Genomic DNA, 13,127 nt, shown 5'->3' on the forward strand with positions numbered 1-13,127 from the left:
CAACTTTATAAAATAAGCATGGCATCGCCATAAGTAAAAAAGCGATAACGCTCTTTGATAGCAATGTCGTATGCCTTCATAGTCAAATCATAGCCTCCAAAAGCACAAACCATCATCAATAAAGTGGACATGGGCTTGTGAAAATTGGTTACTAAGGCTTTGCAAATTTTGAAATCATAAGGAGGAAAAATAAACTTATCCGTCCAACCACTGCTATCTTTTAATCTTCCTCCTGCTGTTACAGAAGTCTCCAAAGTACGCATAACCGTAGTGCCTATTGCACATACGCGCTTGTTTGCGTCTAAAGCCTCATTTACTCTTTCTGCTGTTTTCAAAGGAACGTTGTAGTTTTCAGAATCAGTCTTATGCTTTGTGAGGTCTTCTACATCAACTTCTCTAAAAGTGCCTAAACCCACATGAAGCGTAATAGGCTCTATCTCTACACCTTTGAGCTGCAACCTTCTCACTAAATGCGGGGTAAAGTGCAAGCCTGCGGTAGGCGCAGCTACAGCCCCCACATGCTGGGCAAAGATAGTTTGGTATCTTTCTCTATCCTCTGCATCAGCAGGGCGAAGCTTTTTGATGTCATTGGGGATAGGAGGCTCGCCTAACTCATTAATCATTTTTGTAAACTCTTCATCGTTCCCATCGAACAGGAATCGGATTGTGCGTCCTCGCGAGGTTGTATTATCTATTACCTCTGCGACTAACTCTCCATCGCCAAAATAGAGCTTGTTCCCCACTCTAATTTTGCGAGCAGGGTCGACAAGTACGTCCCACAATCTTGCATCTTTGCTCAATTCCCTGAGTAGAAATACCTCTATTTTTGCTCCTGTCTTTTCTTTTTTCCCATACAGTCGTGCAGGAAATACTTTGGTGTTGTTGATAACCATTACATCGCCTTCATCAAAATAATCCAAAATATCTTTAAACATGCGATGCTCTATCTTGCCTGTGGAGCGATGTACCACCATCAAACGAGATTCATCTCGGTTAGGGGTAGGGTGCAAAGCAATCGCATCATCAGGCAAATCAAACTTAAACGCTGAGAGTTTCATTAATAATGCTTTTTTTTAAAAAAATGGAAGGCAAAATTATAAAATCCGATATCCCTTTGTCAAGAAATTAACTTCTTTTATTAAAAAAGAATTTTTGCCTTATTGATAAACTCTCACGTAGTCTATTTCAAAACGCTGTGGGAAAATAGTATTATCTATGCCTCTTTGCCCCCCCCAGCTTCCTCCAATGGCTATATTGAGCAGTAAGTGAAAATTATACGTGAAAGGATAAGTTTCCTTAGTTCCGCTCACGTTATTAAATGAAAAGTACTTTTTGTCATCAACGTACCAGTCTATATAGTCTTTTGTCCACTCTATAGCATATACATGAAAAGCCTCTTGTGCATCTGGTATTCTGATTTGCGCCCCTTTTTGAGTACCTATGCCGTGGTTGTATGCTTTGGTATGCACAGTCCCATGAATTACATTGGGGTCAAAGCCGACATGTTCCATAATATCTATCTCTCCATCATCAGGCCACCTCAAAGGTTCGGTAGAGGCAAGCATCCAAATAGCCGGCCAAGTTCCTGTGCCTTTGGGCAATTTTGCTTTAACTTCTATGCGTCCATAAGTCCAGTCCCCTTTGCCTTTGGTAACAAGACGGGCTGAGGTATATTGGCTACCGCTAAAATCTTCCCTATGTGCCTCTATAATCAGCCTTCCATTTTCCACACGAGCATTTTTTTCCCTTTCTTTGGTGTAATACTGCCTCTCTTGGTTGCCCCAACCATGTCCTCCAACATCATAATTCCATTTTTTTGCATCTGGAAGCCCTGTATAGTCAAACTCATCAGACCATACTAACTTTCTTTCAGTAGGAGTGGTAGCAGTAGGCGGCGGAGGCGTATTTGCCGTATCATCGCTATTGTTTGGACTCACTTTACCTTGCTTGCAAGAAAGTGCAAATAATATCAAAAAACATAAGGATAGAGAAAGATTTTTCATACGTCTATAAAGGTTATATGCTATTCAATCAACAGAAAAATTATCCACCCTCAAAGGTAAATAAAAAAATAGATAATCACAAGACAAGAACTATTGACTTTGGTTTTTCTTATCTTGGTTTGATACACTTTGGTTTTGCATGTTGAGTTTAAAAAGTATTTGTTATACCACCCCATTTTGCCGTCCAAAGCCAGATTTTTTAATAAACTTTCAAAATTTTTGGTATTTTTCTAATTTGTTTTATTACTTTTGGAGGGTTAAATATTGTGAAAGAAGATAAAATTTAGAAGATATACTTATATTTAACTTGCTTTTTGCGACACTGTGCCAAATCAAATTCGGAAAATTTACCCAAACTAATTAGATTGTCGTATTTAATGAATTTATACCTATGTCATTAAATTTCAAGAGTCTTTTTGCAAGTAGCCTTTTAGTATTAGTGGGGCTGAGTGCATTGGGGCAAGCCATCGACCATGATGAAAAACTAAAACGAATAGCAGATTCTTTAGATGTCAAAAGAAATTATGAATTAGGCTTAACCATATTCAGGGATTACTTAGATTTCATACACCCTATCGGCGAAATCAATGGTTTTGACATGGAGGTAGCCATAGCAGATGCTCCTGAGGCTATCTGTAAAGATATAGAAACTAACCCTAATTTAGTTTATTCTCCTAATCCTGACATTATTCACTACGACGACCAAAATACTTCTTATGAGTACGTGCCTGAAATAGATTATACTTTGGTAGAGCAACGGCTTAACGCACTTAGTACTCAAACAGAGTTTCCTTTTCGGCTTACTGAAACTGTGAAAACTTTTATTAATTATTACACAAGGCAGAGAAGGAATTATACGCTTAGGCTTATGGCAAAGCGAACTTTGTACTTTCCTCTTTTTGAGAAATATTTGAAAGAATATGGCTTACCAGACCAACTTAAATACCTTTCCATTGTAGAGTCCGCCCTTGAACCCAAGGCACTTTCGCGAGCAGGGGCTTTGGGCTTGTGGCAGTTTATGTTACAAACAGGGAGAATGATGGGCTTGAGTGCCAATGCCTTCGTAGATGAGCGTATGGACCCAGAAAAAGCAACGATTGCCGCATGTAGATACCTCAAATTCTTGTATGAAACCTTTGACCAAAATTGGGAATTAGCTTTGGCAGCCTACAATTGCGGTCCTGGAACGGTGAGTAGAGCTATTCGCAAAGCAGGAGGCATCAAGGATTTTTGGGCTATCTACAATCTTTTGCCTAAGGAAACCCGCAATTATGTACCTATTTTTACCGCAGTCGTCTATTCCCAAACCTTTGCTGAGGAGCATAACTTAATTCAAAATCAACCATTTTATCCTATAGATTCTGAGGTCATCTATATTAACCAAAACTTGAATCTCAAAGATTTTGCTAAGAAAATTAATGTTTGTCCAGAAGACTTGGCAGAGTTGAACCCCGCCCTCAAGCGTGGAGTTATTCACTACTCTATGAGAAACTATCCCCTGAGGATTCCTGCTGACAGAATGGATTATTTCTTGGAAAACAGGGAAAGTATTTTAGAAAATAGTGCTTCGCCTATTGTTAGAACGGAAAGTGTGCGAAAAGTATCCTACATAGAAACTGACAAGATTTATCATAAAATTAAAAAAGGAGAATCTCTGAACATGATTGCCAGCCGATATGGCGTTACTACTGCTCAACTCAAAACTTGGAATAACCTCTCCAACAATATGATTCACGCAGGTCGTAGTTTGGTAATTAAAAGAAAAAACGCATTGGATAAGCAAGAAGTAAGTGAAAACTCCTCTGTAAAAAATGTAGCAAGCAGTACAGAAACACAAAAAAATACTAATGCCACACATCATACTATTCAAAGTGGAGAATCTCTTACACTTATTGCTAAAAAATATGGTATTTCTGTGGCTCAAATAAAACAGTGGAACAACTTAGCCTCTGAAAAAATCCACCCCAACACAAGACTAATTGTCAATGAAAGTGCAGCAAAAGTTGCTCAGAGAGAGCAAATAAAGGAAAATGTTGCGCTAAAAAACACTACCAGTCCTTCGGTAAGCAAAGTAGAGCAAGCCAGAACTAATCTGGTAGAAAAAACAATCCCTGCAAAAGATTCGGAAACTAATACTACAGCTATCAAAACTCAAACTGTTACGAAAAAGCAACATATAGTTAAACAAGGAGAAACACTTTGGAGCATCGCCAATCATTACAATGTTCCTATCAATACTTTGAAGCAAATCAATAAAATACAACATAATAAGCTAAAAATAGGGCAAGTAATTATTCTTAGCTTGTAAAATATATAAAAGTTCAAAAAGCCCTGAAAATGTGAAAAATCCTCAGGGCTTTTTTATTGGTGATGAAATTGTTAAGTAATTAAAAGAGCATTTTTTCTATACTATGGAATTAGCTACTTGTTTAGCAAAAGCTAATTCTGCCTCTCCAAAGGGTTTGAAAGAAGCAATTTCTAAAACACCTAATACATTTTCTCCTGATTTTACGGGTATGACTATCATATTATTAGGAGTAGCTTTACCCAAGCCAGAAAGTACGGTTACGTATCCTTGTGGCACAGCACTAATATTAATCTCCTTTCCACTTTTGGCTACTTGCCCTGCAATACCTTCTCCAAACTCAAAGCGGAGGTATTGACTATCAGGAAGATGGTACGCATACCCTCCCACAAACTCTATGTATTTCTTATCTTCTATTCTTACCGTCATAAATGCCGCACCAATAGAGGCTTCTAATTCTTTGCATAGCCCCTCCAGCGCATATTTGAATTTTTCTTTGAGAGGGCGATTGAGCTGACTAAGGTGTGAAGTCAGTGCGTTGATTCTGTCTGCATAATTATTATTTTCGCTATTTAAGCTATCTGTCCCTTTTTCTTGTCTCTGGATATACTTTTCTACGTAAACCACATTTTCTATTTTATTTTTACGTCTATCCACAGAAAGCAATACAAAGATAAACAATGCAAGCGCAAGCTGCGCTCCTATAATCCAAAGTAAACGCACTGATATAGCTTTGATTTTTTCTATTTCTGCGGCATTCTGAATGGCTAAAGCCTCTTTCAATTCCGCAGGAAATGAAAAAAACACATAGTATAGGATAAAAAATACTCCTATGATAAAAGCTATGATAGCCAAAATGCTTATTGGTCTGAGTGAAGATTTCATGCTGTTTTATATAATTTATCTAACTCATACAAAAAATCAATTATCTGGGTAACATTCAGGGTATAATCTATTTTTGTTGCTGCCAATGCCGCATTGGGCATGGCATTTATCATACTTTCCTTGGGGTCTTGTACAATCGTTAGTCCATCTCTTTGCTTTATTTTCATCATGCCGTATGCGCCATCTTTGTTTGCGCCTGAGAGCAAGATACCTATGAGCTTATCTCTATATACATAAGACGCACTCTCAAAGGTTAAATCTATCGCTGGGCGAGAATTATTGACCAATTCTTCGGTAGAAAGAGCGACCGTATTGCCTAACTCTAAACACATGTGATAGTTAGCTGGTGCGAGATAGACCGCTCCTCTTTTGATAGTTTCTTTGTCGAATGGCTCAGCAATTACTTTATTACTTTTGATGGACAATGCCTCTACGAAGCCATGTCTTACGTGCTTCAAACGATGCAAGCACAAAAACATGGGGAGAGGAAAGTCTTTAGGCACATTAGCTAAAATCTGGGTAATTCCCTGAAAACTGCCCGCAGAACCACCTATTACAATCGCTTTATATTTATTGCTCAAATTGTATCTCATGGGTAATGGATGCAGTTTTTTTAATCTTTTACTTTTTTGTAAATCTTTTCTTCGTTATTTACCACAATAAATTTATTGGCTATTTCGCACCAAATCAAAGATTCTTTTGAACCAATTGCCAAATAGCCATACTTGAACAGACTTTCATGAAGTTTGTTCAGTACATGGTTTTGCAAAGTCTGATTGAAATAAATCATTACATTTCGGCACAGAATCAAATCAAACTTAGAAAAAACTACTCCCTGTACTAAGTCATGCTTACGATAGGATACATTTTCTAACAATGACTTGTGTATAATAGCTTCTCCGTTTGCCTCTTTGTAATAGTATTCTAAGCTACGTGTTCCTTGGTATCGAGCATAGTTCTTGCTATTGACGTCCATATTTTTGATGGGGTAAGTAGCATTTTTAGCTTTGTTGATGATAGCCGTATCTATGTCTGTAGCAATAATTTTTGCTTTGTCCAGTACGCCCATTTCGTCTAAGACCATGCACATAGTAACTACCTCTTCCCCTGAGGAACAGCCTGCGTGCCAAATAGTGATTTTATTGTGGTTGAGTAATATATTAGGTATAATCTGCTCTTTGAGTATTTTCCAAAAAGTGGGGTCACGGAACATCTCTGTTACGTTCACTGTGATTTCAGAAACAAACTCATCAAAAAAATCAGCATTATTTTCTAATACGCTGATGAGTTTATCTACATTTTTAAACTTATACAAATCCAATACTCGCTTAATTCTTCTTTTGAAAGAAGACATCGCATAGTCTTTAAAGTCATAGTCATATTTATCTTTGATGACTTGTGTGAGTCGACGGAGTTCCGTAATTTCTATATCGGGAGAGAGGTCGTCCATGGCGATTACCTTGATTTTTGCATTGATTTTATATTGTTAAAATAGGTTATTTTATTTGTTTGTGTTTAGCTTACTGACCTTTTCTTTTTGCTTATTTTAACTGCAAGATAATGATTAAATTGATATTTTATTTTTTTTAGAAATTTTTTCTTATCTTAAAAATACAAGCCTTCGTTTTATTGGTGGTGCTTTCAAATGTATGATAATTTTATGTATTAAAAAATCCGTTTTTATCGGTACAATCTGTGTCATCAGTGTTCCAAAATAGAACACCGATAATACGGATTTGGCTGATAAACACAGATTTTTATTCAAAACACTTTTCTCATCAAATTGATAACAGTAGATAAAATACCATCATACCAATTGGAATTATCACCGTTTTATCCTATTTATTTTGATAGGACTTTCTGGGCTTTAAGTTAAGTACTTGAAACATCTCTCTATCCTTATCATACTCTGGGTTAGGAGTAGTGAGCAGTTTTTCGCCTGCAAAAATGGAGTTTGCCCCTGCTAAGAAGCATAGAGCCTGCTCTTCCATGTTCATCATTACTCGCCCCGCTGATAGCCTGACCATTGCCTTAGGCATGGTAATCCGTGCTGTGGCTATCATTCTAATCATTTCCCAGACCGACACTCGCTCTTGGTTTTCCAAAGGTGTTCCTTCCACTGCTACGAGTGCATTGACAGGCACTGACTCAGGGTGTTCGGGCAGCGTTGCCAAAGTATGCAGCATACCTATCCTATCATTAAGGGATTCGCCCATGCCTATAATGCCACCTGAGCAAACAGATATTTTGGCTTTCCTGACATTCTCGAGTGTTTCTAACCTATCTTGATAAGTTCGTGTCGTAATGATTTCATCATAGTACTCTTCGCTGGTGTCCAAGTTGTGATTGTAGGCATACAAGCCCGCCTCTTTGAGTTTTTGGGCTTGCTGAGGGGTTAGCATACCTAAGGTACAACAGACCTCTAAGCCCATTTGAGCAACGCCTTTGACCATTTCTATTACCTTGTCAAAATCTTTGTTATCTCTGACTTCTCTCCAAGCCGCTCCCATGCAAAAACGTGTACTGCCTGCCTCTAATGCTTGCTGTGCTTTGGCTAATACTTCTTTGACGGTCATTAGTTTATGTACTTTTACCTCAGTATGATAGCGAGCCGCTTGCGGACAGTAGGCACAGTCCTCAGGGCAACCACCTGTTTTGATAGAGAGTAGGGTGCATACCTGCACTTCTTGCGGATTGTGAAATTGGCGATGCACTGAGGCGGCGCGATAGATAAGTTCTAAGATGGGCGAATGAAAAATCTCACTAATTTCCTCTTTCGTCCAATCATTTCGGATAGTATGGTCAATAATGGTTGTTCTATCTTCTAATAAATCAAAGTTAATCATTTATTGCTATTTATGAAAATTGTATGTTTAAACCTTATACTTACTTAATCTCCTCATAGTAGGGCAATCTTGCTTGCAGACCTTGTAGATTTTTCAGTCGTTGAATTTCTTTGTAAATAGGATATAATTCTCCTAACTCGCTTCGCAAAGATTGTTCTTTCAACGCGCTTTCACCGGTTTTAAGCAATTTATCTACAAAACTTTGCTTTTGAGGATAAAACTTGAGTGCATATTCACCGTCTTGGAGGTTGGCGGCTTTGGCGGCTATGGCTACCGCTTTCTCAAAGTTACCCAACTCATCTACTAAGCCTAAACCCTGAGCTTGCTCTCCCGTCCAAACTCGTCCTCCTGCTACTCTTTTGAGGCTGTCTAAGTGCATATTCCTGCCTCTTGCTGCTTTGCTGGTAAAGTCTTCGTATCCACGATTGACTGCCTGCTGGAAGACCTGACGTTCTGCATCGGTCAAACTCCTATGGTAAAACCCATCTATGTCAGCAAAACTGCTTGTTTTTACTCCGTCAAAGGTAATTCCTATTTTATTATTGAGTAACTCTTGGGCATTGAACAATAGAGAAAAAATACCAATAGAGCCAGTAATTGTATTAGGCTGGGCGACGATTTTATCACAGCCCATTGCCATATAGTACCCTCCTGAGGCGGCCACATCTCCCATAGAAGCGATGATAGGTTTTTTCCCTTTGGTAAGGATTACCTCTCTCCACATTTTGTCAGAAGCAAGTGCGCTACCACCCGGCGAGTTGATTCTTAGTACAATCGCTTTCACTCTATCGTCTTGGCGAGCTTTGCGAATCTCTGCCGCTATTTTATCTCCCCCAATACCGTCTTGACCGCCGTTACCGTCTGTAATTTCTCCCTCGCCTACAATGACTGCAATTTTATTAGCATTGTATTTGTCATTAGGATTGGGGACTTTCATATACTTTTTCAGAGTAACCAATTTCAATTTACTATTTTCTTCTATTCCACTCGCCTTTTTCAATTCTGCTTCTACTTGGTCGTAGTACATGGTGTCGGTAATAAGTTTGGCTTCTAACATTTCGCCTGCATTTCTAATTGCCATTTTATTGGCAAGGTTTTTCAAATCTTCTATGGCAATATTTCTTGACTCGCTAATTCCTTTGAGGTAAAAGTTATAAATACTATTCAAGTAAGACTCTGTTTGCAAACGGCTTGCGGGACTCATTTTGTCCAAAAGGAAAGGCTCTACGGCACTTTTGAACTCTCCTACTCTAAAAATCTCAGGTTTGATTCCTACTTTCTCAAACATTTTGGTATAAAACATTCGCTCAGCGTAAAGTCCATTAAACTCCAACACGCCTTGTGGATTCAGGATAATTTTGTCTGCTACGGAAGCCACTAAGTAAGAACTTTCTCCATAAATATCCCCATACACATAAATAAATTTATTGGCTCCTTTGAAATCTATGAGTGCCTCTCTGATTTCTTGTAAGGAAGCAAAACCAGCGCTAATCATTCCTACTTCTAAGTAGATGCCTTTGATATTCTCATCGGATTTTGCTTTCTTGATGGCTTCTTTTAGGTCAAAAAGCCCGATTCCTCCCACGCTTGCTGTCAGTTCGGAAGGTAGGTCAAGGTCTTCAAAAGGATTTTCTTCAACTCTTTCTTTAATAGCAGTATTCAAATTGAGATGCAAGACAGAATTTGCCTCTATACTGACTTTTTCATTACCCGCAGAGGAGGCTACTGCTCCCAAAATCCATATCATGAGGAAAAATAAAAGCCCCAAACCTATGATAGTGCCAAAGATAGCAGCAACGGTAAACTTAATAAACTGACCCATTTTGATAAAGTTAAAGATGATGATTTTGACAAAACGATGTTTACTTGGTTTTTTGCACAGAACTGTTCTGAGATATTTCTGTTAGTATTATTTCACAAATATAGTGTTTTTTGGTATAAAGCAATTTTTTCTCATTCCTTATTCCATTTGTTTAAGATGAAAATAGCCAATAGCCCTATGCCTATAATCATAAGGGCAGTAACGCCTGCTACTGCAAAGCGTTCATCATCAGCCATTTCAAAAGTAGTAGTAGCTAAGGTATCAAAGTTGAAAGGTCGCAAAATGAGTGTTAGTGGGAGTTCTTTGAGAGTATCTACAAAAACCAAGATAAAGCAGGCTACTATGTTGCTTTTCAACAAAGGTAGATGCAAGGTAAATAAGCTTTGGATTCTTCTCTTTCCACTGAGCAAGGCAGCATGGTCGATATTTTGACTAATTTTTTGCCAACCTGAGGCAATGGGATTTGAGCCAACTGCTAAAAACCTGACCAAATAAGCGTACACCAAACCTAAGAGTGTAGCATTTAACCAAAATCCTTTTTTTGATGGAAGCCAGCTACTTAGCCAATTATCTATACTTATAAGTATCATCATGCTACCTATGGCGATGACTGCTCCCGGTATGGCATAGCCCAAAGTAGCTACTTGGGAGAGGAATTTTCCCCATACATGACGACTGAGCCTCACTGCATAATTCAGTAAGATAGCCACCAAAGTAATCAGCACAGCACTCAAACTTGCTACCCATACAGAGTTGCCAATGAGGTGATACATATTGGGGAATGAAGTAGCTTCCCAGATAGTACTTGCCCAATAAAAAAGCTGTCCTACGGGAATAATAAAACCAAATAGTACGGGAACGAAACATACTACCCAAGCCAACCAGCCCTCGATACCTTTGAGATGAATCCTATGAATGGGCTTGGGAGAGAAAGCCGCATCGTGAAATCTCTGTTTTTTGCGTTGCCAAGATTCTAACCCTACCAAAAAAAATACCAAAATCATTAAGCAAGCCGACAGTTTTACCGCCGCCCCCACATCGCCAAAAGAAAACCATGCCCGAAAAATACCTTTCGTAAAAGTATTGATATTGTAGTACTTTACTGCCCCATACTCGTTCAATACCTCCATTAGTACCAAAAAAAGTCCCCCAAAAACAGCGGGACGTGCCAAAGGAAGAACTAAATTAAAAAATGACTGCCAGCGATTTTTCCCTAACATTTTTGCAACTTCTAATACGGATTGGGATTGCTTTTCAAATACACTACGACTTATCAAATAAATATAAGGGTACAGCACAAAAGCCACCACCGCTACTGCTCCAGACATATTCATTACAGCAGAACCAAGCATGGCTTTGTAAACCGCCGCATTAATATAAGTAGGTATTGCCAAAGGGAGAATAAGCCACCACCCCAACCAACGCCTCAAAGGAAAATCATAAGTACTTACTAACCATGCTGAGGGAATACCAAGCAATAAGGTTAAGCAAGCTACCCCTATACTTAATACGATAGTATTTATCACATAATCAGTTAATAAATTTTCTTGGATATGCAACCAAGTATCTGAAGGCGGGTTAAAAATCTGAATAAAAATATATAGAATGGGGACACTGACCAATAAAAAAATCAGCAAAATGGTAAGAAACCAACCATTGTCTAACTTAGTACGCCACCAGTATTTGAGCATAGTTTTCATTTTGAGGAGGCAAAAATAAAAAAACGATAGCAGTTTTTTACATCTGCCATCGTTTTTAAAACTTAAATAAGAAATATCTTAGAAAATCCAACGCAGCACCATCTGCACCAAAGCAAGCACCACACAATAGAACAAAGAAGAACTAAAGCTATCTACTTCAAATCCTTTTACTTTTTTGTCCATCATCATGACCAAAATTGCATTGACAACTACTCCAGCCACTAAGCCCAAAATCCCTAAGGTAATCCAGTTAAGTGGAGCGAGGAAAAACATGAGCAACTTGCTCAAGAAAGTACCTGCCACAGAAAGCACCAAAGCTACCACTGCCGCCGCAGTAATGCTTTTGATTTGAATGCCAGCAATCAAGCGTCCCGCAATCAAAGCGGCAACTACGGAAATAACAAAACTCCAAATCAATGACATAATTTTTAATTTTTAAAAATGATAAATAATGATATTAGTATGAGTACACAAAGAGTCGTTAGCACAACTTACTTACTATCAATACAATAAGTTAAATCTTTTTGTTTGTTACTCAGACAGGAAGTAAAGCTGTAATGATATATACGCTAATATATTACTTTTGTTAGAAAAAAAAGTATTTCATACACAAAATCATTATTTTCTCCTGCCCAATTATCTTCTCATAGCTACCTTCAACAAGCCCGCCACGCTAATTGCATCGGTGATTTGTCCACACATCGCCATGTTAATCGCTTCCTCCAAAGGCAATTTCCTGATTTGCAGGTCTTCTGTTTCCTCAAATTGAGTTTCTCCCGCTACAAGCTCCTCCGCTAAAAATACATAGGCTACCTCGTCAGTTACTGAGTTGGACGTGTGAAGTTTCATGATTTCAGTCCATTTCAAAGCAGTAAAGCCCGTTTCCTCTTTGAGTTCTCGCTGAGCAGATTCTAAAATGTCTATACCTATTTTCCCGCCTCCCATAGGGATTTCCCAAGAGTATTCATTGAGCGTATAGCGGTACTGCCCAATCAGATAGGTATTTCCTTCGCTATCAATAGGAATAATACCGATGGCAATATTTTTAAAACTCACTACCCCATAGATGCCCTTTCCTCCTTTGGGATTGATGACTTGGTCTTCGCGAATACTTATCCAAGCATTATCGTAAATAGGGCGAGTAGCAAGTGTAGTCCACGGATTTTTTTCCAATTCCATAAGTTAAAAGTGTTTGAAGTTCGTTTTTGATTGATGTTTTCAAATCTATGACAAATAATTCTTTTGAAAAAATCTGTATTATATCTGTTCAATTAGTATTATCTTTGCGCTGTTTTGGAATACAGATGATACAAATTTTGACAGATTTAGCACAGATGCTTTTATAAAAAATACTTGTATTTGCCAAAGGTAGCAAAGTTTACTTAAAAAATAAATGACTTCCCAATTGCACCTGTATTGATATTCTTTCACTAACATAAATGCTACGAAGTACCTGCTTTGACTTACAATGCAAAAAAGCCAGAAACTCGTCAAAAGCGAATAGAAGAAACGGTAGCACTCGCAGAAAAAAATATCAAAGCAAATTATGGCAAGCGGTAAGGCATC

General features: G+C 38.2%; 12 protein-coding genes. 2 read left to right on the top strand and 10 right to left on the bottom strand.

The window, feature by feature from the left end; translation table 11 throughout:
* Window positions 1-5: 5 nt before the first annotated feature.
* The gene (queA, locus tag BM141_RS00060) at window positions 6-1,058 is read right to left on the bottom strand and encodes a tRNA preQ1(34) S-adenosylmethionine ribosyltransferase-isomerase QueA (protein ID WP_091538146.1); all 1,053 of its coding nucleotides are present in this window, start codon (window positions 1,056-1,058) and stop codon (window positions 6-8) included.
* 99 nt (window positions 1,059-1,157) lie between these two features.
* Entirely contained in the window at window positions 1,158-2,003 is an 846-nt protein-coding gene (locus tag BM141_RS00065) for a glycoside hydrolase family 16 protein (RefSeq protein WP_091538148.1), read from the bottom strand.
* A gap of 391 nt (window positions 2,004-2,394) precedes the next feature.
* On the opposite strand from BM141_RS00065, the gene BM141_RS00070 reads away from it, so the two are divergent.
* Window positions 2,395-4,311, top strand: a complete 1,917-nt coding sequence (locus tag BM141_RS00070; RefSeq protein WP_091538149.1) for a LysM peptidoglycan-binding domain-containing protein — start codon at window positions 2,395-2,397, stop codon at window positions 4,309-4,311.
* A 96-nt stretch (window positions 4,312-4,407) separates the two neighbouring features.
* On the opposite strand, the gene BM141_RS00075 is transcribed toward BM141_RS00070, so the two are convergent.
* The 8 genes from BM141_RS00075 to BM141_RS00110 all read right to left on the bottom strand — a co-directional run bounded on the left by BM141_RS00075 (window position 4,408) and on the right by BM141_RS00110 (window position 12,740).
* Window positions 4,408-5,193 (bottom strand): GAF domain-containing protein, encoded by a 786-nt coding sequence (locus BM141_RS00075; protein ID WP_091538151.1) that lies wholly within the window; start codon window positions 5,191-5,193, stop codon window positions 4,408-4,410.
* A complete protein-coding gene (locus BM141_RS00080) occupies window positions 5,190-5,786 on the bottom strand; it encodes a chemotaxis protein CheB (protein WP_091538154.1) in 597 nt (198 codons plus the stop codon). Before BM141_RS00080 ends, BM141_RS00075 begins: the two co-directional genes overlap by 4 nt.
* A 20-nt stretch (window positions 5,787-5,806) precedes the next feature.
* Window positions 5,807-6,643, bottom strand: coding sequence for a CheR family methyltransferase (locus BM141_RS00085; protein WP_091538156.1), 837 nt, complete (start codon window positions 6,641-6,643; stop codon window positions 5,807-5,809).
* Window positions 6,644-7,031: 388 nt separating this feature from the next.
* Window positions 7,032-8,039, bottom strand: a complete 1,008-nt coding sequence (gene bioB, locus BM141_RS00090) for a biotin synthase BioB (protein WP_091538157.1) — start codon at window positions 8,037-8,039, stop codon at window positions 7,032-7,034.
* A 40-nt stretch (window positions 8,040-8,079) separates the two neighbouring features.
* Entirely contained in the window at window positions 8,080-9,861 is a 1,782-nt protein-coding gene (gene sppA, locus BM141_RS00095) for a signal peptide peptidase SppA (protein ID WP_091538159.1), read from the bottom strand.
* Window positions 9,862-9,992: 131 nt separating this feature from the next.
* Window positions 9,993-11,552, bottom strand: coding sequence for an ABC transporter permease (locus BM141_RS00100; protein ID WP_177217211.1), 1,560 nt, complete (start codon window positions 11,550-11,552; stop codon window positions 9,993-9,995).
* 87 nt (window positions 11,553-11,639) lie between these two features.
* Window positions 11,640-11,984, bottom strand: a complete 345-nt coding sequence (locus BM141_RS00105; RefSeq protein ID WP_091538163.1) for a phage holin family protein — start codon at window positions 11,982-11,984, stop codon at window positions 11,640-11,642.
* Between the two features lie 213 nt (window positions 11,985-12,197).
* Window positions 12,198-12,740 carry an NUDIX domain-containing protein gene (locus BM141_RS00110; RefSeq protein ID WP_091538164.1) on the bottom strand — a complete coding sequence of 181 codons (543 nt, stop codon included), beginning with the start codon at window positions 12,738-12,740 and terminating at the stop codon, window positions 12,198-12,200.
* Window positions 12,741-13,019: 279 nt separating this feature from the next.
* On the opposite strand from BM141_RS00110, the gene BM141_RS00115 reads away from it, so the two are divergent.
* Window positions 13,020-13,121 carry a YdeI/OmpD-associated family protein gene (locus tag BM141_RS00115; RefSeq protein WP_091538166.1) on the top strand — a complete coding sequence of 34 codons (102 nt, stop codon included), beginning with the start codon at window positions 13,020-13,022 and terminating at the stop codon, window positions 13,119-13,121.
* The last annotated feature ends 6 nt before the right edge of the window (window positions 13,122-13,127 follow it).

Source organism: Thermoflexibacter ruber (assembly GCF_900113045.1).
In the GTDB taxonomy this organism is placed as follows: domain Bacteria; phylum Bacteroidota; class Bacteroidia; order Cytophagales; family Thermoflexibacteraceae; genus Thermoflexibacter; species Thermoflexibacter ruber.

Coding starts and splice junctions, on each gene's coding strand:
- BM141_RS00070 (WP_091538149.1), top strand. CDS start 2,395: ATGTCATTAAATTTCAAGAGTCTTTTTGCAAGTAGCCTTTTAGTATTA.
- BM141_RS00075 (WP_091538151.1), bottom strand. CDS start 5,193: ATGAAATCTTCACTCAGACCAATAAGCATTTTGGCTATCATAGCTTTT.
- BM141_RS00065 (WP_091538148.1), bottom strand. CDS start 2,003: ATGAAAAATCTTTCTCTATCCTTATGTTTTTTGATATTATTTGCACTT.
- BM141_RS00110 (WP_091538164.1), bottom strand. CDS start 12,740: ATGGAATTGGAAAAAAATCCGTGGACTACACTTGCTACTCGCCCTATT.
- queA (WP_091538146.1), bottom strand. CDS start 1,058: ATGAAACTCTCAGCGTTTAAGTTTGATTTGCCTGATGATGCGATTGCT.
- bioB (WP_091538157.1), bottom strand. CDS start 8,039: ATGATTAACTTTGATTTATTAGAAGATAGAACAACCATTATTGACCAT.
- BM141_RS00100 (WP_177217211.1), bottom strand. CDS start 11,552: ATGCTCAAATACTGGTGGCGTACTAAGTTAGACAATGGTTGGTTTCTT.
- sppA (WP_091538159.1), bottom strand. CDS start 9,861: ATGGGTCAGTTTATTAAGTTTACCGTTGCTGCTATCTTTGGCACTATC.
- BM141_RS00080 (WP_091538154.1), bottom strand. CDS start 5,786: ATGAGATACAATTTGAGCAATAAATATAAAGCGATTGTAATAGGTGGT.
- BM141_RS00085 (WP_091538156.1), bottom strand. CDS start 6,643: ATGGACGACCTCTCTCCCGATATAGAAATTACGGAACTCCGTCGACTC.
- BM141_RS00105 (WP_091538163.1), bottom strand. CDS start 11,984: ATGTCATTGATTTGGAGTTTTGTTATTTCCGTAGTTGCCGCTTTGATT.